This is a genomic window from Leisingera sp. XS_AS12 (genome assembly GCF_041224635.1).
In the GTDB taxonomy this organism is placed as follows: domain Bacteria; phylum Pseudomonadota; class Alphaproteobacteria; order Rhodobacterales; family Rhodobacteraceae; genus Leisingera.
Genome location: NZ_JBGFGM010000126.1, coordinates 46,218 through 67,458, shown reverse-complemented (window position 1 = coordinate 67,458; position 21,241 = coordinate 46,218). Strand labels below are relative to the sequence as shown.

The window sequence follows — 21,241 nt, the reverse complement described above, 5'->3', positions numbered from 1 at the left end:
GAGAGCAAGATGGCAATTCTGGAACGTTGCGACACAGGCCGGATTGCCCGGCTGACCCTGAACGCGCCCGAGCGGCTGAACGCCCTGTCGGACGAGATGCTGGCCGCCCTGCAGGAGCAGATCGACGCCCTGCGCACGGACAGCCGCATCAAGGTGGTGATCCTGTCCGGCGCCGGCAAGGGCTTTTGCGCCGGGCATGACATCAAGCAGATGACCGCGGGGCGCCAGGCGGAAGATGGCGGGCTGGCCTATTTCCAGGATCTGTTCGCGCGCTGCACCGATGTGATGACAGGTCTGCAGTCCCTGCCCCAGCCGGTAATTGCACAGGTCCACGGCATTGCCACCGCGGCAGGCTGTCAGCTGGTAGCGAGCTGCGATCTGGCGCTGGCAGCCGAAGACACCAAGTTCGGGGTCAACGGTGTCAACATCGGGCTGTTCTGCTCGACACCGATGGTGGCGCTGTCGCGCAACATCCCGCGCAAACAGGCGTTCGAGCTGCTGACCACCGGAGAATTCATCAACGCCCCCCGCGCCGCCGAGCTGGGGCTGATCAACCGCGCCGTGCCGCTGTCGGATCTGGAGGAAGAGACCACCCGCATGGCCGAGGTCATCGCCGCCAAGCTGGGCGCCGCGGTCAAGATCGGCAAGGAGGCATTCTACCAGCAGCTGCAAATGCCGCTGGATCAGGCTTATGCCTATACAAGCAACGCGATTGTCGAGAACCTGATGCACCGCGACACGGTCGAAGGCATGGCCGCCTTCATCGAAAAACGCGCGCCCGACTGGCAGGATTGAACCGCCAAAGCCTTTACTGGCATTTTCCGGAAATTTTCCTGAAGTTTTCGGAAATTTTTAGGCTTTGTTTACCAATCGCAACTTATTGTTTCCATAAGACGCCAGCCAACTGCCTTTCAATCTGGGCGGAAAGATGGCAAAGATTGGGCAAGGCCAGACGGTCTGCACAATTTGGGCTGCTGCTGCGGAAGGGTCCCTCCAGCCGGTTCTCTCTCACCGGTGTACCTATTCCCGCAGCGGCGGCCCCAAATCCCCCCAAACCCCGACACGACATCGCGCCCAGCAGCCTGCGGCGCATTTGACCATCCGAGTTGCCGCAAGGCCCAAGACGCCCCACGCTTGCCAAGCCTATTGCACGCTCCCGCGCCCTGCCCTATGTGGCGGATCATGACAGATCATTCGGCACAGACATTGCATATCGTGGGCGGCGGCATGGCCGGGTCCGAAGCCGCCTGGCAGGCGGCGAACATGGGCGTGAAAGTGGTGATCCACGAAATGCGCCCCAAGGTGGAGACCTTTGCCCACCAGACCGGCAACCTGGGCGAGATGGTCTGCTCCAACTCCTTCCGCTCGGACGATGACGAGCAGAACGCCGTTGGGCTGCTGCATTGGGAAATGCGCGCGGCAGGCGGCCTGATCATGGCCACCGCTGATGAACACCGACTGCCCGCAGGCGGCGCGCTGGCCGTGGACCGCGAGCCCTTTGCCGAAACCGTCACCGCCAAGCTGAAGGCGCATCCGAATGTGTCTGTCTCCTACGAGGAAATCACCGAACTGCCGACCAGTGGCCATTGGATCTTTGCCACCGGCCCGCTGACCTCGCCCGAGCTGGGCCAGGCGATCCAGGCCGAGACCGGCGCGGAAGCGCTGGCCTTCTTCGACGCTATTGCGCCGATCGTCTACGCCGAGTCGATCGACATGTCGCAGGCCTGGATGCAGTCGCGCTATGACAAGGGCGTAACCGAGGAAGAGCGCACCGCCTACCTCAACTGCCCGATGACCAAGGACCAGTACGAGGCCTTCATCGACGCGCTGCTCGCCGCCGACAAGACCGAATTCCACGAAGGCGAAACCGCTGGCTATTTCGACGGCTGCCTGCCGATCGAGGTGATGGCCGAACGCGGCCGCGAGACCCTGCGCCACGGTCCGATGAAGCCTGTAGGGCTGACTAACCCGCACCAGCCGGATCAAAAACCCTACGCCGTGGTGCAGCTGCGCCGCGACAACGCGCTGGGGACGCTGTACAACATCGTCGGCTTCCAGACCAAGATGAAGTACGGTGCGCAGACCGAAGTCTTCCGGATGATCCCGGGGCTGGAGAATGCCAGCTTTGCCCGGCTGGGCGGTATTCACCGCAACACGTTCCTGAACTCGCCGACGCTGCTCGATTCGCAGATGCGGCTGAAATCCAAACCGCATATCCGTTTCGCGGGGCAGATTACCGGTGTCGAGGGCTACGTTGAAAGCGCCGCCATGGGCCTGTTGGCAGGACGTATGGCCGCCGCCGAGATTCTGGGCCGAACCTTGCCGGAGGTTCCACAGGACAGCGCCATGGGGGCGCTGATTCATCACATCACCGGCGGTGCCGAGGCCAAGACCTTCCAGCCGATGAATGTGAACTTCGGCCTGTTCCGCCCGGTGGATGGCCTGAAGGGGGGGCGCCGCGGCCGCAAGGACCGGTACAAGGCCTATACCGACCGCGCAAAACTGGTCTGGCAGGAGTGGTTGAGCAACTTTTCCTAGACGCTGCGCCGCCTGCAGGTCTAACATCCGGCGTATGAGCGACAAGTTTCTCGACAAGTCCTACGGATTGGACGGCCCCGAGGCGATCCGCAAGCACTATGACAGCTGGGCCGCCTCTTACGATGCTGAAATCGCGGAAAACGGCTATGCCACGCCGGGGCGGATTGCGACCGCCCTGAAGAAGTACCTGCCCGATCCGCAAAGCCCGATCCTTGACTTCGGGTGCGGCACCGGCCTTGCCGGCCTTGCGTTGCGCGCCGCTGGCTACGAGGTCGTGGACGGGCTGGATCCCTCGCCCGAAATGCTCGACCAGGCCCGCACCAAGGGTGCCTATCGGCACCTGTCGCAACTGGACACCAGCGACAAGGCGCCGGTAAAGCCGGGCACCTACCGGGCCATCGTGGGCTGCGGCCTGCTCAGCAAGGGGGCGGCGCCGCCGACCACCTTCGATGTCATCATGCGTGGGCTGGATCGCGGCGGGCTTTTCGTCTTCTCCTACAACGATCACGCCTTGGAAGACCGGGCCTACACCGGCAAGCTGAACGATTGGCTGGACTGTTCCGCCGCGCGGCTGCTATTTCGGGAATACGGCGACCACCTGCCGGGCATCGACCTGAAATCAACCGTATATGTAATTGAAAAAGCGTGACATTCACCACCCGTTTTGCGCCTTCTCCAACCGGGCCGCTGCATCTGGGCCATGCCTATTCCGCGCTACTGGCGCATGACATGGCACAGGCCCACGGCGGCCGTTTCCTGCTGCGGATAGAGGACATCGACCAATCCCGCGCCCGACCTGTGTGGGAGCGCCAGATCTACGACGACCTCAGCTGGCTCGGCCTTGACTGGCCGCAGCCGGTAATGCGCCAGTCTGACCGGTTGGCGCGCTACCGCGCGGCGCTCGAGCAGCTGACCGCCATGGGGCTCACCTACCCCTGCCGTTGCAACCGCGCCGATATTGAGGCCGCCGCCGGAGCGCCGCAGGAAGGCGTTCCGCAATTTGGCCCAGACGGGCGCATCTACCCCGGCACCTGCCGCAGCCGCCCCACGGCTGGCAGAACGCCGCAGGACGTGGTGCGGCTGAACATGGAAAAGGCGATTTCTGCCGTTGAACTGCGCGGCTTTTTGGAAAGCGGGCCGGAGTTCAACGGCACCTACGAACTCGATCCCGAACAGCTGCTTTCAGCGGTCGGGGACATCATCCTGGTTCGCCGCAACATGGGCAGCTCCTACCACCTGTCGGTGGTGGTGGATGACGCGGATCAGGGCATCACCCATGCGGTGCGCGGTGCCGACCTGTTCGAGGCGACGCAGATCCACGTGCTGCTGCAAGCGCTGTTGGGGCTTCCCACGCCTGAATACCACCATCACCGGCTGATCCGCGATGAAACCGGCAAGAGGCTGGCGAAACGCGATGACGCGCGCGCCATCGCCAAATATCGCGCCGAAGGTGCCCGCCCGCAGGACATCCGCGAGATGGTCGGATTGCCACCTTCCTCTTGCTGACATCCAGCGCGGGCAGCCCCGTCCGGTGCCAAGCCCTTGCGCGCCAGGATCACTCCATCGGCTTCATAAGCTCGACCTCTTCCCCGTCGCGCACGGCAGTATAGAAACAGGTCCGACGGTTGGTGTGGCAGGCTGCGCCCGTCTGGCGCACAACTGCCAGCAGACAGTCCCTGTCGCAATCCACGCGCAGGTCCACCAGCTCCTGCACGTGGCCTGACGTTTCCCCCTTGATCCAGAACGACTGGCGCGAGCGGGACCAATAGGTCACGCGACCAGTCTCCAGCGTGCGTGCGACGGCATCGGCGTTCATCCACGCCATCATCAACACCTCCCCCGAGCTCTCGTCCTGGGCGATACAGGGGATCAGCCCCGCTTCGTTGTAGGACAGCGTGGCGGGATCAAAGCGCGCGGAAAGGGACATGGTGAAAAACCTTTTGCATCTGTTGGTCGGCTCCCTATGTATGAGGAACGAACTAGCAGGGAAAGCCCGGTATCGATGTCTGGCGAAAGCGATCTGATCAAGCTGTATTCCACCCGCATTCTGGCGTTGGCAGCGGATATTCCGCATCTCCAGCGGCTTGACTCCCCGGATGCGACCGTCAAGAAGCGCTCGCCCCTTTGCGGATCGACCGTGACGGTGGATGTCGAGGTATCCGATGGCCGGATCAGCGCCTTTGGCCAGGACGTGAAAGCCTGCGCGCTGGGGCAGGCTTCTGCCGCCGTCGTCGGCGCCAACGTGATCGGCCGGTCGCTCGAGGAAGTGGAAACCGCCCGGGACCAGTTGAAAGCGATGCTGACCGCAGGCGGACCGGTCCCTGACGCCCCTTTCGATGCGCTTGAGGTCCTGCAACCCGCCAAAGAGTTCAAGAACCGCCACGCCTCCATTCTGCTGGCGCTGGAGGCCACGCTGGAGGCCCTGAAGACAGCCACAAAGGCACAGTGCGCCTGAGCGGTCGACGCCCGCATCCATGATGAGGCAACCTTGGCAACCTGCCCCGCCGCCGCGGGTCGGTCGCCTTGTGCAGACATGAAAAAACCGCCGCACATCCGGGCAGATGGCGGCGGCAGTCATGCTCTGCGGTGCGGGATCCGGGTCGGCCCGGCAGGATCTTGAGGCAATCCAGACGGGGATCGGGACAGGCGGGTGACCCCCAGGCAATCCGGGACGGGATCTTGGCCAACCCGGCACCGCAGATGCAATCAGGAAAATCGATTAGCGACGGTCAAACCGGCGCAGCGACGAGCCGTCAGAGCAGGCTCGGCAGGTGCAAGGCCGCAACCAGCATCACCAGCAAAGAGGCCGCGCCGATGGCGTCCTGCAGAAGCGTGGAATGAGCATTCTCAATCGTGGTCTTGATCTGTGAAATCATGGCGCGGGCCTCCTCCAGTCTGATTTTTCGCTCTCTGGCAAATTTGTTGCCCCTTTGTTCTCATTTTCAGGCGCACCTGTAAAGAACTTTTTGAGAACATCTGCGAACAAACTGGAACACCGCCCTCCCAAGACGGCGCGAAGGCGTTTTAACCCACTGAAATCAAACGGATTGCCTGATCCTGTTTCATCAACCAAAGAAGAACGCGTGCCGCCTGCCCGCGGTCACTTTGCAGGTGCGGATCCGCGGCGAGTAACGCCCGTGCGTCGCTCTGCGCCACCGCCATCAGCCCCGCCTGCCGTTCAAGGTCGGCGACCTGGAATCGCGGCAAACCTGACTGAGCCGTTCCAATCATGTCGCCGGCGCCGCGCATCTGAAGGTCGGTCTCGGAAATGCGGAAGCCATCCTCAGTTTCGCGCAAAACCTCCAGCCGCTTGCGGCCACCTTCCGTCAGCGGCGGCTGATACATCAACAGGCAGGTCGATTCCGCGCTGCCCCGGCCAACCCGGCCGCGCAGCTGGTGCAGCTGGGCGAGACCGAAGATCTCTGCCCGCTCGATCACCATGATCGAGGCATTCGGGACGTTCACCCCGACCTCGATCACCGTGGTGGCGACGAGTACCTTGGTCCTCCCATCCTGGAAAGCCGCCATCGCCGCATCCTTTTCGGCAGGCGGCATCTGGCCGTGCACCAGCCCCACGGCATCGTCCCCCAGGATCGCGTGCAGATGTTTGAAACGTTCCTCCGCCGCCGTCAGGTCGCTCACCTCGCTTTCATCCACCAGCGGGCACACCCAGTAGCACTGCCGCCCCTCGGCGATCGCCTTGCGGAGGTGATCCACCACCTCCGACATGCGCTCGGTACTGACGACGGCGGTCTTGACCGGTTTGCGTCCCGGCGGTTTCTCATCCAGGACCGAAACATCCATATCGCCATATTGGGCCAGCGCCAGAGAGCGCGGGATCGGCGTTGCGGTCATCACCAGCACATCCGCTCCCTTGCCCTTTTCCGCCAATTCCATCCGCTGGCGGACGCCGAACCGGTGTTGCTCGTCGACGATGGCCAGCCGCAGATCGCGAAAGGCGACGTCCTGCTGGAACACCGCATGGGTGCCCACCAGAATTTGAATGTCGCCGCGCGCCAGCGCCGCCAGCTTGGCCTTGCGCTCGGCTCCCTTGTCACGGCCGGTCAGGATCTCGATCACCACCCCCGCGTCTTCGGCCAGAGGTGCCAATCCTTCGAGATGCTGCTGTGCCAGGATGCCCGTCGGGGCCATCATCACCCCCTGACCGCCTGCTTCGACCGCGACCAGCAGAGCCATGAAGGCAACCAGGGTTTTGCCAGCCCCCACATCCCCTTGCAGCAGCCGGTTCATGCGCTTGTCGGAGGCCATATCCTCGGCAATTTCCTCGATCGCGCGGGCCTGGGCGTTCGTGGGCCGATACGGCAGCGCCGCCAGCACCTTGGATTGCAGACGGCCCGTGGCCTGGCTTTGGAGCCCGCGAACCCTGCGTTCTTTCTGGCGGGCCAAGGCCAGAGTCAGCTGATGGGCAAACAGCTCGTCATAGGCTAGTCGCGCCCGCGCGGGCGACTCGGGCGCGAGGTCCGCAGTTCCCTGTGGCGCATGTACGGACGCGATGGCCTCAGTCCAGGACGGCCAGCCCTCCCGCGTTACCTGTCCCGGGTCGATCCATTCCGCCAGCGAGGGCGCGCGCTCCAACGCACCGCGCACGGCCTTAAAGATGGTCTTTTGCGTTACGCCCTGGGTCAGATGGTAGATCGGCTCAAAGGCGGGTATGTCGTCCGCCTCGGCAAGGGGCACCATGTGGTCTGGGTGAACCATCTGAGCGACGCCGTCAAACAGCTCCACCTTGCCGGAAACGACGCGGCGGGCCCCCTCGGGCAGCTGCGCCTCCAGGTAACGGCTGCGACCGTGAAAGAAGACCAGCTGGAATTCGACCTCGGCATCCGTCACGTGGATGCGGTAGGCCCCGCCACGGTTCCTTGTCGGCCGATGACGCCCAATGGTCACCTCAACCGTCAATGTGGCGGGCAACTCCGCACCCTTGATACTGCTACGGCGACGTCGGTCGATCACCGAATAAGGGAGCGAAAACAGCAGATCGCGCGGCGTTTCCACGCCCATTTGGGCAAGCGACTGCGCGGTTTTCGGCCCCACCCCTGGCAAGGTCTCCGCCCCTGCGAACAAGGGGAACAGGATCTCCGGACGACCGCTCATGCGCCTGCGATAAGCTCCAGCCAGCCGTCCTCGTCCAGAGTCTGGATCCCCAGTTCCGCAGCCTTCTTTGCCTTGGAGCCGGCCCCCGGCCCCGCCACCAAGATATCGGTCTTCTTCGACACCGAGCCGGAAACCTTGGCCCCCAGCGCCTCTGCCCGCGCTTTCGCCTCGGCCCGGGTCATCTTTTCCAGCGATCCGGTGAACACCACCGTCTTGCCGGCAACCGGGCTGTCGGCGGCGGGCGCGTCCGGGGCAACGATGGTCAGCTTCGCGACCAGCCGGTCAAACGCCGCCCGCTCATCCGTGTTCGCAAAGGCGTCGGACAGGGACAGACCAAGCACCGCACCAATGCCATCGACACCGATCAGGTCGGCCCAGGCAGCGGCCGCTGCTGCCGGGACATCGCAGGCCGCAATCGCGGCCGCACGGGTGTCGGATATGCGCGCCCGGCGACCTTCCTTCTGCGCGGCCTCGCGCTCTTGCCCTTCCGCTTCATCCGCCGCGCGATGCGCGAGGGCCGCGGGGCGCGCGGTGTCGATCGCCTCAGCCATCGCGGACCAGCTGCGGTAATGCAGCGCCAGATCACGAGCCGCGACCTCTCCCGCGTGGCGAATGCCCAAAGCAAAGATCAACTTGGCCAGCGGGATGGTGCGCTTTTCCTCGATCGCGGCAAAGAGGTTCTCCGCCGATTTTTCGCCCCAGCCCTCACGGTTCTTCAACTGTTGCAGGCCGGACCCATATTTCTCTTTCAGGTCAAAGATATCGGCGGGTTCCTTGATCCAGCCGTCGGCATGGAACTGCTCGACCTGCCTGGCACCCAGCCCCTCGATGTCAAACGCCGCGCGGGAGACGAAATGCTTCAGCTTTTCCACCGCTTGCGCCGGGCAGATCATGCCGCCGGTGCAGCGACGGACCGCGTCCCCCTCCTCGCGCACGGCGGGACTGTTGCAAATTTCGCAGGTCTGCGGGAACTGGTAGGGCTGTGCATCCGCGGGACGTTTGGACAGGTCGACATCCGCCACCTTCGGGATCACATCCCCTGCGCGGTAGATCTGGACCCAATCGCCGATCCGGATGTCCTTGCCGCCGCGGATTTCCCCGCCCTTGGAATCACGGCCCTGGATGTAGTCTTCGTTATGGAGGGTGGCGTTGGAGACAACCACGCCGCCAACCGTGACCGGTTTCAACCTTGCCACCGGGCTCAGCGCGCCGGTTCGACCCACCTGGATGTCGATCCCTTCCAGCCGGGTCCATGCCAGCTCTGCCGGAAACTTATGCGCAATCGCCCAGCGGGGCGTCGTCGAGCGGAAGCCCAGACGTTCCTGAAGGGACAGGTCATTCACCTTGTAGACAACGCCGTCGATGTCATAGCCCAACGTGGCGCGCTGTTCCTCAATCTGGCGGTAATGGGCGATCATCTCCTCGGTTGAGGCACAGAGCCGCGTCAGCGGATTGGTCTGAAACCCCAGCGCTTGCAGCCGCGCGATGGCCTCCATCTGGGTTTCAGCCAGCGGCGCGCTCAAGTCTCCCCAGCTGTAGGCGAAGAAGCGCAAGGGGCGCGCGCGGGTGATTTCCGCATCCAGCTGGCGCAGGGACCCCGCCGCGGCGTTGCGCGGATTGGCAAAAATCTTGCCCCCACGTTCGGCGTGGCGCGCGTTCAGCGCCTCGAAGTCCTCATGACTCATGTAGACCTCGCCACGCACCTCCAGAACCTCGGGCGCGCCTTCGATCTGCTGCGGAATATCCGCAATGGTGCGCGCGTTGGCGGTGACATTCTCGCCGATGCTGCCATCGCCGCGAGTGGCGGCCTGAACCAGCTGGCCTTGCTCATAGCGAAGTGACAGCGACAGGCCATCAATCTTGGGCTCGGCCGTGTACTTCAGCTCCGCATCCGCCCCGAGCCCGAGGTACTTGCGAATGCTGCGATCGAAATCGGCGACATCTTCATCTTCGAAGGCATTGCCCAGGGACAGCATGCGGACCACGTGGGTCACCTTGCCAAAGCCCGAGGCCGCAGGCGCACCGACGTTCTCCAGCTGGGTGGCCTGCTCGGCGAGGTCAGGATGCGCCGCAACCAGTTCGCGATACCGCCGTTTCAGAGAATCATACTCGGCGTCGCTGATTTCCGGAGCATCCGCCTGGTGGTAAGCGATATCCGCAGTTTGCAGCTGCTGTTCCAGCGCCAGAAACTCTTCTCGCGCCTCGTCTGCCGTCAGCTCTGCCACGTCTTTTTTGTGAATGTCTGCCACGCACGGTCCCTCTTCGTTCTGGCCCAAGGTGATACGGTGCCGTGCCCGTCGCGTCCAGCACCTGTAATGCCCCTGCACCGTCCCTGCATAATGCCGCGTACCACAAACAAAAAGACCCGCCGCAAGGCAGGTCTTTCAGAAACGGCGGAGCCTGGCTCAGGCTCCGCTGGGATCCTCACGCTTTCAAGCGCCCACGGCCATCCTCTGATCGCCGCCCATCTGGTCCTCTTGCGGATCGCGCAGCACGTAGCCACGGCCCCAGACAGTTTCGATATAGTTTTCGCCGCCGGTCGCCGTGCTCAGCTTCTTGCGCAGCTTGCAGATGAAAACGTCGATAATCTTCAATTCCGGCTCGTCCATACCGCCGTAGAGATGGTTCAGGAACATTTCTTTGGTCAGCGTGGTCCCCTTGCGCAGGCTCAGGAGCTCCAGCATCTGGTATTCCTTGCCGGTCAGGTGGATGGACTTGCCACCGGTTTCCACGGTCTTCGCGTCCAGATTGACGGAGATCTTGCCGGTCTTGATGATGGACTGCGAGTGTCCTTTCGAGCGGCGGATGATCGCGTGAATCCGGGCAACCAGCTCCTCGCGATGGAACGGTTTGGTCAGGTAATCGTCGGCACCGAACCCGAAACCCTTGATTTTGTTGTCGGTATCATCGGCACCGGACAGGATCAGGATCGGAGTTTCAATACGGGACATGCGCAGCTGGCGCAGAACCTCGTGGCCATTCATGTCCGGCAGCCCCAGATCCAGCAGGATCAGGTCGTAGTCATAAAGTTTGGCCAGATCGATCCCTTCCTCACCCAGATCTGTTGTGTAGACGTTCAGATTCGCGTGGGTCAGCATCAACTCGATGCTCTTTGCCGTGGTTGGATCATCCTCAACCAAAAGAATGCGCATATTGTTTTCTCCGCCTGTACACTGTTTCCCTCAGGTCTCGTTAACCTTGCTGGAAAAAAGTTAATGGCCCGTTACCATGATGGTTAATTTATGAATTCAACTCTTGGGCGTCCTTCTATTTCGCCTCTCTGTTGCGGAATTTTTTGAGCTGTGTCGTTTTGAGCGCTTCCTCGCCGTGGTCTGCAACCGCGGCCACCCAGCTGCGGAACTCCTCTTCGCTCAGCCCATAGCGGCGCATCGCCTCGCTCTGGGGCAGCAGACCATACAGCACGCCGCGCACCACCGCGGCCTTGCGGGAGGCCACCCAGCGCCGGGTCTTCTCTGGCGGCAGATCCGCCCGTGTCATGATGGTACCATCCGGCAAGGTGACCGCGCGCGGTCCGTCAACTTTCTTCAAGAACATCCGTCTTCCCCCGAAGATCTTATTCATTGGACATTGGCGCAAGAATTTCCCATCAGGCTTAACGGCGCGTGAACCACGCCCCTTGAGAGTCCTTAGGATTTTCATATATTCTGCGACGCCTGCCCCCTTGCCTTTAGGAGCTGCCCCATGGCGCTGGACCAAGACCCGCAATTGAACTCGCTCGGCTTTGCCAAACCGCCCTCGGAAACCCGCGTGGTGGTCGCCATGTCAGGCGGCGTCGACAGCTCTGTTGTGGCCGCCCATCTTGCAGACCAAGGCTATGACGTGGTGGGGGTGACGCTTCAGCTTTATGACCACGGTGCGGCACTGGCCAAGAAAGGTGCGTGCTGCGCCGGTATCGATATCCATGATGCCCGCCGTGTCGCCGAAGAGCGCGGCTTTCCGCATTACGTTCTGGATTACGAGAACATTTTTAAGGATGCGGTGATCGACGAATTCGCCGACAGCTACCTGGCCGGCGCAACCCCGGTGCCCTGCATCCGCTGCAACGAGCGCGTGAAGTTCAAGGACCTGCTGGAAACGGCCCGCGACCTTGAGGCCGACTGCATGGCGACCGGCCACTACATCCAGCGCAAGATGGGCCCCAACGGACCCGAGCTGCATTCGGCCGAAGACGCCAACCGCGACCAGAGCTATTTCCTGTTCTCCACCACGCCGGAACAGCTTGAGTTCCTGCGATTCCCGTTGGGGCACCTGCCCTCCAAGGACGCCACCCGCGAGATGGCGGCGCAATACGGGCTGGCCGTGGCGGACAAGCCCGACAGCCAGGACATCTGCTTCGTGCCCAATGGAAATTACGCAAGCGTGATCGAAAAGCTGCGCCCCGGTGCCGCAGAGCCGGGCGAGATCGTACATGCGGATGGCCGGGTTCTGGGCACCCATGATGGCGTCATCCACTACACCATCGGTCAACGCCGCGGGTTGGGCATCGGCGGCCTGTCAGAGCCATTGTACGTCGTAAAGCTCGATGTCGACAAAAAGCACGTCGTGGTTGGCCCCAAGGAACTGCTGGCCACGCGCACGATTCCTGTACGCGAAATCAATTGGTTGGGAGACGAGCCCTTCACCAGCCGCGAAGAATGGCATCTGAAGGTCAAGGTACGCTCGACGCGCCCCCCGCGCGAGGCGATCATCCGCCCCCTCACCGACACCACCGCCGAGGTGGAACTGCTGACACCGGAAGAGGGCGTCTCCCCCGGCCAGGCTTGCGTCTTTTATGCAAGCGAAGGCAGCCGCATTTTTGGCGGCGGCTGGATCTGGCGCGGCTACTGAAAAACCGGCCCGCACGCCGTTCCTGCGGGCCTGAAAACTTTCGCCATCTGATCGCCAGCGCCCTTCACCGAGGCGCTGGCGTTCACATTACTGCAGATCAGTGCCGCTGTTCAGCAGGACATAGATTCCCGCGGCGATCATGACAAATGGGCCGATACGGTCGATTCTGGCGGCCCAAGCTCCAATCGGGCCCGCTACCTTGGCCGTCATCGCAGCTGCGCCTGCCAAGCCTGCGACAGCGCCAGCCGCGCCGCCGAACGCCCAGGGCCGGTAGCCCGGGTGACTGTCCGCAAGCAGCGGCGCCATGACCGCCAGGCTGTCAAACGACAACGCCAGAAACAGCGCCGCAATGCCAAGCACACCCGCACGAGAAGACAACTGAACATCAACAGCGCCGGGCTGGCGCGTCAGCATCCGAACAAGCCCGCGCAGACCGATCGCCAATGGGATGAGCCCAAGGTAGCCCGCCAGCCCACCGGGCATCGAGTGATCCGCCCCCAGTGCAAATCCCAAGGCCACCGATAACATAAGGGCTTGCGACAGGAGATACCCCGCGATCGCCCGCCCCTTTCCAACCGTCAGCAGCAGCGCGAGAAGCACCGCGAAGTTATCGAGACTGGTCGCCATCTGTGCCGCAGCCGCGGTAAGAGCAAAGGCAAGCTCGTCCAGCAGCATTCAGCCAAGCCGCTCCAGCACGGCACGCGCCGCCCGCAGGCCGGGTGCCTCCCCGCCTGCCCCCAGGCGTTGCATCGTCAGCGCCATCGCGTCTTGTTGCGCGTCAGCCTGTGTCAGCACTGCATCCAATTGCGCGGCGATGTTTTCCGCCGTGCAATCGGGACCAAGACATTCCGGCACCACCCGGCTGTCGCTGACCAGGTTCACCAGCGTCACCGTATCGATCAGCGCCATGCGCTTCATGATCTGCCAGGTCAGCCACTGGAACCGATAGGCAATCACCATCGGAGTGGCGGCGGCGGCGAGTTCCAGCGACACGGTGCCAGAGGCCGCCAGCGCCAGATCCGCCCCGGCGAAAGCCGCGCGTTTATGGGCCTTGGCCCGCTCTGGCAGAAACCGGCCCGGGTCGATCATCACCGTGTCCGTTGGCCAGTCCACCAAGGCCTTCTGCACCATCGCGGCGACCGGCGCAGCGGCTGGCACAACCACGCGGTACTCGGGATGCTGAGCCACAAAACGTTTGAGGGCCTCACCAAAGACCGGCGCCAAGCGCCCGACCTCGGACCGGCGCGAGCCGGGCAGCGCCAGCACGAAAGGCGAATCTCCAAGCCCGAATTCCGCCCGCAGCGCAGCGATCTCATCGGCTGTTGCCTGCGGCTCGGCGACCACCGGGTGCCCGACGAAATCACAGTCCATGCCGGCTGCTTCCATATACGGCGGCTCAAACGGCAGGAGCGCCAGAACGTGGTCGATCACTTCAGCCATTTTTCCGGCCCGCTTGGGCCGCCAGGCCCAGACCGAAGGCGCCACGTAATGCACGGTACGGATGTTGCTGCGCGCCTTGACCAGCCGCGCCACGCGCAAGGAGAAATCCGGGCTGTCGATGGTGATCAGCACATCCGGCTTGGTCTCCAGCACCGCGTCGGCGGTTTCCCGGATCCGACGCTTCAGATGCCGGTACTTCGGCAGCACCTCTGCCAGCCCCATCACCGACAGCTCATCCATCGGGAAACGCGACACCAGCCCCTGCTCCGCCATCAGCGCGCCGCCGATGCCGTCGAACTGCACCCCCGGCGCCAGCTGCCTCAGCCCCGCCATCAGTGCTGCGCCCAGCCGGTCGCCCGAAGGCTCCCCGGCCAGGATGAACACCCGCAGGCTCATGCTGCGCGCAGCCACAAGAACAGGCCGAGCCGGTCGCAGGCGTCGATCACCGCCTGCTGGTCCAGCACGATGACGCCGCCCGCCTCCAGTACAATGCCGGACAGGCCCGCGCGCGCCGCGGCCTCGACAGTTTCGACGCCGATGGTTGGCAGGTCGGCCCGCCGGTCCTGTGCGGGCTTCGGCGCCTTGAACAGCAATCCGCCCTGCCCGTCGGGGCGCTGTGCCAGTGCCGACAGCATCCAGTCGGTGCCAAAGACATTCTCGACCGCGATCGCCTGACGCTTGCGAACCGCACAAGACTGCCCGATGTCCGCCGCGCTCATCGCCGCGACGATTTCGGCACCGCGCTCGGCGTCGGCCTTGTCCAGCTCACCGGGTTGCACCTGCGTCGGCACCCCCTCTGCCATCAACAGATCCGGAGCCACGTCATGCGCCGCGCGAACGGTGAAACCCGCCTGTTCGAAAATTCCGATGACAGCGCGCAAGGCTCCATCGTCGCCCGAGGCCAGCGCACCTTGCAAAACCGGCACCAGCGGCATGGTCGCCGCATCGATCGCCGCAGGGTCGATGGCGGGGCGTTTCACCGCACCGGCCAGACAGATCTCCGTGACCTGCGCTGCCTTCAGCCGTTCGATGAACGAGCCCAACTGTTCCAGGCGAAAGGTGATCTCGGGGTCGACCTGGTCAGGCTCCGATCCCGCCATGGCGCAGATCAGCGGTCGCCCCGGCGCACACGCCGCGACCTCGGCCGGCAGTTGGCCGGTTCCTGCAATCAGTGCCAGCATCGCATCAGCCTCCGGGCGTCAGGAAGGAACGGTCGCTTTGACCGGTGATGAAGGCAACGATTTCCTGAACATAATCGCTGTCGGTCTCGTCGCCGAGCCGCCGCGCCCGTTCCTGAAAGGTGCCTTCGCCCTGTGCCAGCATCTGGAACGCGGCACGCAGCGCGGTGATGTCACTGCGGGTCACACCACGGCGTTTGAGGCCAACAAGGTTCAGCCCGTCCAGTTCGCCGCGCGGGGCCTGCACCAGCCCGTAGGGAATCACGTCGTTGGTCACCATCGTCACCGCGCCGATGATGGCGCCGCGACCGATGCGCACCCATTGGTGGATGCCCGACAGCCCGCCGATGATGACGTCATCCTCCAGCACGCAATGGCCCGCAACAGCGGCGGAGTTGACCACGATCACCCGGTCCCCCACCTGCGCATCATGCGCGATGTGGCAGCCAGCCATGAACAATCCATCGTCGCCGATCCGGGTGATGCCGCCGCCGCCTTCGGTGCCGGCATTCACCGTCACATGCTCGCGGATGCGGTTGCGCTTGCCGATCACGGTGCGGCACTTCTCGCCCTTGAACTTCAGGTCCTGTGGGATCTCCCCCAACACGGCAAAGGGGAACACGACCGTATCGTCACCGATCTCGGTATCGCCGGTGACGATGACATGGGACTTCAGCACCACCCGGTCCCCCAGAACCACGTCAGGGCCAACCACGCAGAACGGGCCGATTTCGCAGCCCTCTCCGATCTTGGCTCCGTCTTCAATTATGGCGCTCGGGTGGATGCTGCTCATCTCAGGCCTCTTCGCTTTGGCGGTCGACCATTGCGGTGAATTCGGCCTCTGCGGCGGTTTCGCCGTCAACAGTGGCACGACCGGAAAACTTGAAAATCTTGCCGCCGGGCTTGCCACGGACGGTTTCCACCTGCATTTCCAACACATCGCCCGGCACCACCTTGCGGCGGAATTTGCACTTGTCGATGTTCATGAAGTAGATCAGCAATTCGGTGTCGACCATGTCCATGCCAACGCCCAACATCACGCCGGCGGTCTGCGCCATCGCCTCGACGATGGTCACGCCCGGCATGATCGGCGTGCCGGGAAAATGGCCCTGGAAGTGCGGCTCGTTCATCGTGACGTTCTTGATGCCGCGCGCCGACTTGTAGCCGTCGATATCGACCACCTTGTCGACCAGCAGAAACGGATAGCGGTGCGGCAGGATCCGCTGGATCAGTTGAATGTCAGCGCTTTGCAGCTCGGTGGTCATGCGTGATTTCCCATGTTCGTCAAATGTAGTTCGCCGTGCCTAGCAAGACAGCGGCGCTTGGGCAAGTTTGCGCGCTCAGGGCGCATCCTCATCGGTGTCGACGCCATCGCCCAGAACCTCGTCGATCCGCGATATGGCGAGCCCGGTGATATCCGCAGCTTCGGCGCTGAGAAACACAGACGAGTGATCCAGGATCGCACCTGCCCCGGTTTCGGCCAGGATCTGCTGCAGCACCGGCAGCGACGCATTCAGGAACTCGCGCCGGGCCTCTTCGCCCATCTGGTTGATCTCGCGCAGTTTCTGGTCCTGACGGCGGCGGGTTTCCTGAACCTTCTGATCGAACGCATCCGCCAAGGCGCGAAAGGCGTCAGGTTCCATTTCGGCACGCCGCTTGGTCAGCTCCAGTTCCTCGGCCCGCAGCTCCGCCTCGATCCGGCGGTTTTCCGCAGTCAGTACCGCGCCTTCGGCCTCAATCTCGCGCTCGATCCGGCGCCCAAAGGCGCTTTGCGAAAACAACCGATCCGGCTGAATTGTAAGGATTCCGCTTTGCGGCAAACCCAATTGGTAATTGCTTGCCGTCGCCAGCGCCAATGGCGGCCCCGGCCTTGGGCCTTCATCAGATGCCTCCTGCGCATGGGCCAGCCCGGCTGACAGGAGCACAATTGCCCCCGTCAGCCGGATTTTGCCCAGGAACGTCGGCACTGGCACCCGATCAGAACCGCGCCTGCAAGGTGAGGTCAAAGTTCTGCTCCTCGTCAAAGTCCTCTTTTTCCAGAGCCTTGGAGAAGTTGAACCGCAGCGGACCAATGCCGGTGGTCCACAGAAGCGACACCCCGATCACGTGCCGGAACGAGCGCTGGTTGCCGACAACCCGGTTGGATTGCATCGTGTCGACGTTCTCCAGCCCCCAGAGGCTGCCGACATCGTAGAAGAAGCCGCCTCGCATACCGATTTCCTCGGGCAGACCCAGCGGGAATTCCGCGTCGAACCGCGCGACCGCATAGTAGTTGCCGCCTAGGAAATCATTGTAACCAGCCGACTGGTCCCGCGGGCCAATACCACCGGGTTCGAAGCCGCGCATGATCGACGGTGTGAGAATGAAGCGGTCCACCGAACGGCTGAAACCGTCGCTCTTCCAATGCAGCGATCCGGCTTCCAGAGTTGCGCGCAGGGTGACTTCTTCGTTGAAGACACGTTTCTGCGCCACCATTTTGGTCGTGGTCTTGAGGAACTTGGAATCACCGCCAAGCCCGGCATAGTCCGCGCCGATCTCAACCAGGAAGCCCGCATTCGGGTCCAGCCCGGTCAGACGGCTATCGTAGCGATAGGTCAGCCCGATGGCGCTGGACGTGCGCGCACCCTGTGCAATTTCGCTTTGCACGATCGGTCCGGCAAAAAAGTCGCCCGTGCGCGTTCCGGCCTCAAGTTCCCGGTCGCTTTCGGTATAGCGCATTTCATCTTCGGCCCAAGTGTAGCGCACCTGCAGGGTCGTATCCTCGCCCGTGGCAAAGGTCAGCGCCGGGCGGAAGAAAATCCGCTTGGTCTCATACTCTGAGTAGCTCGAGTCGGTCTCGTTTAACCCAAGATCCAGATCGAAGCGCAGATCCCGGCCCGGAAGATAGGGTTCCGAGAAGCCGAGAATATAGGAATCCGATTCTGTCGCAGTGGCGAGCTGAAACGACAACCGCTGGCCGCGCCCGAGGAAGTTGCGCTCGCTCAACCCCACATTGATGCCGAACCCGTCATTGACCGAGTAGGAACCACCAAGGTTCAGAGAACCGGTTGGCTGCTCTTCGACGTCAACATCGACGATCATCTGGTCCGGCGCGCTGCCCTGCCGGGTTTCCACGTCGGCATTGGCAAAATACCCCAGCGCGCGGATGCGTTCGGCGCTGTTGCGAATGGCGCGCGGGTTGAAGGGATCGCCTTCTACGGTCCGGAACTGCTGGCGGATGACCCGATCCAGTGTCGTGGTGTTGCCTTCGATGTCGATCCGTTCAACGAAAACCCGCGGGCCGCGTTTCAGAACGAATTCCACATCCAGCGTCAGATCACGGTCATTGCGCGTGATCCGCGGCTCCACCCGCAGAAAGTCAATTTCCTGCTTAACACCCAGCCCTTCGAGACGGTCGATGGAGTTTTCGACCAGCGTCGGAGAATAGACCACGCCCGGCTTGATCTTCAGCACAGAGCGGAACAGATCCGCATCCGCTTCGGGCAGTTCGCTGCTGACGGAGATGTTGCCGAAACGGAACTGCTGACCCTCGGTGACGTCAACCACGAGGAAGACGGCATCACGCTCTTGCGTGACCTCGGCGTTGGCACTGTTGATCCGGAAATCAACATAGCCGCGCGACAGGTAGAAATCGCGCAGAACCTGCTTGTCGAACTCCAGACGGTCTTCGATCAAGGTATCGGAGCGGATGAAAGTGCGCAGCAACCCTGCCTGCTTGGTTTCCAACACACGCCGTAGACGGCGGTCGGAATAGACCCGGTTGCCGGTGAAGGACACGCGCTCGACTTCGACGGTGTCGCCTTCGGAGATTTCGAACACCAGGTCGACGCGGTTGTTGCTGCGGCGAATGATGCGCGGTGTCACCCGCGACGCGAGGCGCCCCTGCGCGCTGTAGACTTCGGCAATGGCAGCGGCATCGCGTTCAGCCACCGACGGGTTGAATACCCGCCGCGGCGCCGACTCGACCACCTGCGACAGGGCGTCGTCCTTGATACGATCGTTGCCCTCGAAGCTGATCTGGCTGATGGTGGGGAACTCGGTCACTTTCACCACCAGCGTATTGCCGCGGGGAACCAGCTCGACCGTCTCAAATACACCACTGTCAAGGATGCGTTGATAGGCGTCGTTCAACTCGCCTGCGCTGACGGTCTGGCCACGTTCAAGCCCGGTATAGGCCACGATGGTGGAGGTCTGGATGCGCTGGTTGCCCTCGACCTGAACGGTATTGAAACGATAGCTCTGCGCCCCGGCCATCTGTGGTGCAAAGGCATAACCCAAGGCAACGGCCAGAGAAATTGCAGAGACTTTACGATACAAGATGTTGACGCCAGTGTTGCGCGCCCCACAGGACTTGCCTGCGTTTTTCCCCCAAACCATTTTTCAGAACCCGATTATTATAGCAGCTTTGGCATGTGCGTAGCGGGTTTGAATGCGGTTGTCAAAACCAACCAAGACACTTGGAGATTGCAACCTGAACCCAATCGCAGGGCTCGGGTTGCAGGGAATCACAAGGTGGCCAGCCAGGTCCCGGCCGTCAATGCGCCAAAGATTGCAAACCCGGCCAGCGCCCGATCCCAGTTCAGCCGCACCAACAGCCCCAAGCCACGGCAGGATTGTGTCAATGTTTGCATGTCTAACCCCCGGTCTCACCCTCCCGTTCACGGTCGCAGCGTGCACCGTCAACGGGTTTCCAAAAAGTTAACCGCGGAATATGGCGTCAATTGGGCACCAACATGGCCGGGATTGGCCGTCGGCGCCCAGTTGAACAGCTTCAGCAGAACAGGTCGTTGCCGACTGCAAAGAGCATCAGAGAAAGAACGATGGCGATGCCAAAGGTCATCAAGACCCGGACTGCGCCGTCGCTGGGCGGACGGCCTGTTACGGCTTCATAGGCGTAGAACACCAGATGACCGCCATCCAGCGCCGGCACCGGGAAGAGGTTCAGAAGCCCCACCGCTGTCGACAGCACCGCGATGAACCGGATGAAGCTTTCCGCACCCTGGCTCGCCATCGCTCCGGAGGTCTCGGCAATGCCAATCGGGCCGGACAGGTTACAGGTGCTGATCGCGCCGGTGATCATGTGCTTCAACCCAGACAGCGACGTCTCGACCACGGCCCAGACCTGGTAACTCCCCGCGGCAAGCGCTTCCCCGAAACCCGCCGCATCGGTCGCAGGCTCGAACGCCATGCCGCCGATAATGCCGATCCGCCAGCTCGTGGCAAAACTGCCATCAGGCTGCGGCTCATCCGTGCGCCGGGGAGCCAGCGCCATTTCGACCACCTCCCCCTCGCGCCAGACGTCCAGCACCAGCACGCGACCGTCCGCGGCCTCCACGTGGTCCTTCAGTTCATCGAAAGACACCAGCGGAGTACCGTCAACTGCGACGATCACGTCGCCCGGTCTCAACCCAGCGTCAGACGCCGCGCTGCGGGGCGCCACGCCGCGCACATGGGGGGGATACAGGTACGGCCCGTCCACCGTCATTTCGGTGCCATCGCGCCGCACCAGGTACTCAAGCGGCTGCCGCTGGGGCACGTTATCGCGGAAAGCATCCCAGGCCGCACTGTCGTCATAGCTCGGCACCGGAACCCCACCTGCGGAGATCAACTCATCGCCCGGCTGCAGGCCCGTCGCCGACTGCGGCAGGCTCGCCAGCTGGCCCACCGTCAACGGGTCACGCATCACGCCTTGCGACAAGGCCACCGCGGTAAAGATCACCGCCGACATCACGAAGTTGAAGACAGGCCCCGCCGCCACGGTCGCCGTACGGGCCCACAAGGGAGCGCCATGCATGGTCCGTCGCAATGCGGCCGGATCCGCAGCCGCACTCTCCATTACCGCCGCGTCCTTGCCGGAGGCCGCGTCCGCATCACCGAGGAACTTGACGTAACCGCCAAAGGGCAACGCCGCCACCTGCCAACGGGTGCCGCGCTTGTCTACCCGGCTCCACAGCACCGGCCCAAATCCCAGCGAGAACACTTCGGCATGGATGCCGGACCAGCGACCGACGATGTAATGGCCGTATTCATGCACCGCAACGATCACCGACAACGCGATGACAAAGCTGGCGATGGTATACAGAAAACCGCCAAGCTGCGGCACGAAAGCGACAAGGTCCAAG

Annotated in this window: 20 protein-coding genes and 1 pseudogene; 6 read left to right on the top strand and 15 right to left on the bottom strand. The window is 62.9% G+C overall.

Features of this window, described 5'->3' with window-relative positions; translation table 11 throughout:
- Window positions 1-6: 6 nt before the first annotated feature.
- The 4 genes and pseudogenes from AB9K35_RS20630 to gluQRS all read left to right on the top strand — a co-directional run.
- Window positions 7-795, top strand: a pseudogene (locus AB9K35_RS20630) (enoyl-CoA hydratase); the annotation flags it as partial.
- 387 nt (window positions 796-1,182) lie between these two features.
- On the top strand, window positions 1,183-2,538 hold the full coding sequence (gene trmFO, locus AB9K35_RS20625) for a methylenetetrahydrofolate--tRNA-(uracil(54)-C(5))-methyltransferase (FADH(2)-oxidizing) TrmFO (RefSeq protein ID WP_369929051.1): 1,356 nt from the start codon (window positions 1,183-1,185) through the stop codon (window positions 2,536-2,538).
- A gap of 34 nt (window positions 2,539-2,572) precedes the next feature.
- Window positions 2,573-3,187, top strand: coding sequence for a class I SAM-dependent methyltransferase (locus tag AB9K35_RS20620; protein ID WP_369929049.1), 615 nt, complete (start codon window positions 2,573-2,575; stop codon window positions 3,185-3,187).
- Window positions 3,184-4,044, top strand: coding sequence for a tRNA glutamyl-Q(34) synthetase GluQRS (gene gluQRS, locus AB9K35_RS20615; protein ID WP_369929047.1), 861 nt, complete (start codon window positions 3,184-3,186; stop codon window positions 4,042-4,044). Before AB9K35_RS20620 ends, gluQRS begins: the two co-directional genes overlap by 4 nt.
- A 49-nt stretch (window positions 4,045-4,093) precedes the next feature.
- Here gluQRS and hisI read toward each other — a convergent pair whose 3' ends face one another.
- Window positions 4,094-4,465: a phosphoribosyl-AMP cyclohydrolase gene (gene hisI, locus AB9K35_RS20610; RefSeq protein ID WP_369929045.1), complete on the bottom strand. Its 372-nt coding sequence runs from the start codon at window positions 4,463-4,465 to the stop codon at window positions 4,094-4,096.
- A gap of 75 nt (window positions 4,466-4,540) precedes the next feature.
- Here hisI and AB9K35_RS20605 point away from each other — a divergent pair, with 75 nt between their 5' ends.
- A complete protein-coding gene (locus AB9K35_RS20605) occupies window positions 4,541-4,993 on the top strand; it encodes an iron-sulfur cluster assembly scaffold protein (RefSeq protein ID WP_369929043.1) in 453 nt (150 codons plus the stop codon).
- Between the two features lie 298 nt (window positions 4,994-5,291).
- Here AB9K35_RS20605 and AB9K35_RS20600 read toward each other — a convergent pair whose 3' ends face one another.
- The 5 genes from AB9K35_RS20600 to AB9K35_RS20580 form a co-directional block, all read right to left on the bottom strand.
- Window positions 5,292-5,414: a hypothetical protein gene (locus tag AB9K35_RS20600; protein WP_369929041.1), complete on the bottom strand. Its 123-nt coding sequence runs from the start codon at window positions 5,412-5,414 to the stop codon at window positions 5,292-5,294.
- A 148-nt stretch (window positions 5,415-5,562) separates the two neighbouring features.
- The gene (gene recG, locus AB9K35_RS20595; protein ID WP_369929039.1) at window positions 5,563-7,653 is read right to left on the bottom strand and encodes an ATP-dependent DNA helicase RecG; all 2,091 of its coding nucleotides are present in this window, start codon (window positions 7,651-7,653) and stop codon (window positions 5,563-5,565) included.
- Window positions 7,650-9,902, bottom strand: coding sequence for an NAD-dependent DNA ligase LigA (gene ligA, locus AB9K35_RS20590; protein WP_369929037.1), 2,253 nt, complete (start codon window positions 9,900-9,902; stop codon window positions 7,650-7,652). The genes recG and ligA overlap by 4 nt, the downstream gene beginning before the upstream one ends.
- 183 nt (window positions 9,903-10,085) lie before the next feature.
- Window positions 10,086-10,805, bottom strand: a complete 720-nt coding sequence (gene ctrA, locus AB9K35_RS20585) for a response regulator transcription factor CtrA (protein ID WP_222453311.1) — start codon at window positions 10,803-10,805, stop codon at window positions 10,086-10,088.
- Window positions 10,806-10,920: 115 nt separating this feature from the next.
- On the bottom strand, window positions 10,921-11,208 hold the full coding sequence (locus tag AB9K35_RS20580; protein WP_222453312.1) for a DUF1153 domain-containing protein: 288 nt from the start codon (window positions 11,206-11,208) through the stop codon (window positions 10,921-10,923).
- 147 nt (window positions 11,209-11,355) lie between these two features.
- On the opposite strand from AB9K35_RS20580, the gene mnmA reads away from it, so the two are divergent.
- A complete protein-coding gene (gene mnmA / locus AB9K35_RS20575; protein WP_222453313.1) occupies window positions 11,356-12,501 on the top strand; it encodes a tRNA 2-thiouridine(34) synthase MnmA in 1,146 nt (381 codons plus the stop codon).
- A gap of 87 nt (window positions 12,502-12,588) precedes the next feature.
- Here the strand turns inward: mnmA and AB9K35_RS20570 are convergent, their stop codons facing one another.
- The 9 genes from AB9K35_RS20570 to rseP all read right to left on the bottom strand — a co-directional run bounded on the left by AB9K35_RS20570 (window position 12,589) and on the right by rseP (window position 21,240).
- Window positions 12,589-13,176 carry a hypothetical protein gene (locus tag AB9K35_RS20570; RefSeq protein WP_369929034.1) on the bottom strand — a complete coding sequence of 196 codons (588 nt, stop codon included), beginning with the start codon at window positions 13,174-13,176 and terminating at the stop codon, window positions 12,589-12,591.
- Window positions 13,177-14,337 carry a lipid-A-disaccharide synthase gene (lpxB, locus tag AB9K35_RS20565; protein ID WP_369929032.1) on the bottom strand — a complete coding sequence of 387 codons (1,161 nt, stop codon included), beginning with the start codon at window positions 14,335-14,337 and terminating at the stop codon, window positions 13,177-13,179.
- Window positions 14,334-15,122, bottom strand: a complete 789-nt coding sequence (locus tag AB9K35_RS20560) for an LpxI family protein (protein ID WP_369929030.1) — start codon at window positions 15,120-15,122, stop codon at window positions 14,334-14,336. Before AB9K35_RS20560 ends, lpxB begins: the two co-directional genes overlap by 4 nt.
- 4 nt (window positions 15,123-15,126) lie before the next feature.
- Window positions 15,127-15,912, bottom strand: a complete 786-nt coding sequence (gene lpxA / locus AB9K35_RS20555; protein ID WP_222453317.1) for an acyl-ACP--UDP-N-acetylglucosamine O-acyltransferase — start codon at window positions 15,910-15,912, stop codon at window positions 15,127-15,129.
- A gap of 1 nt (window position 15,913) precedes the next feature.
- Window positions 15,914-16,384 carry a 3-hydroxyacyl-ACP dehydratase FabZ gene (fabZ, locus tag AB9K35_RS20550; protein ID WP_222453318.1) on the bottom strand — a complete coding sequence of 157 codons (471 nt, stop codon included), beginning with the start codon at window positions 16,382-16,384 and terminating at the stop codon, window positions 15,914-15,916.
- Between the two features lie 75 nt (window positions 16,385-16,459).
- Window positions 16,460-17,047, bottom strand: coding sequence for an OmpH family outer membrane protein (locus AB9K35_RS20545; RefSeq protein WP_369929465.1), 588 nt, complete (start codon window positions 17,045-17,047; stop codon window positions 16,460-16,462).
- Between the two features lie 49 nt (window positions 17,048-17,096).
- A complete protein-coding gene (bamA, locus tag AB9K35_RS20540) occupies window positions 17,097-19,496 on the bottom strand; it encodes an outer membrane protein assembly factor BamA (RefSeq protein ID WP_369929027.1) in 2,400 nt (799 codons plus the stop codon).
- 128 nt (window positions 19,497-19,624) lie between these two features.
- Complete coding sequence (locus tag AB9K35_RS20535; RefSeq protein WP_369929025.1) at window positions 19,625-19,750, bottom strand: hypothetical protein; 126 nt, start codon at window positions 19,748-19,750, stop codon at window positions 19,625-19,627.
- A 140-nt stretch (window positions 19,751-19,890) separates the two neighbouring features.
- Complete coding sequence (rseP, locus tag AB9K35_RS20530; RefSeq protein WP_369929023.1) at window positions 19,891-21,240, bottom strand: RIP metalloprotease RseP; 1,350 nt, start codon at window positions 21,238-21,240, stop codon at window positions 19,891-19,893.
- Window position 21,241 lies beyond the last annotated feature (1 nt).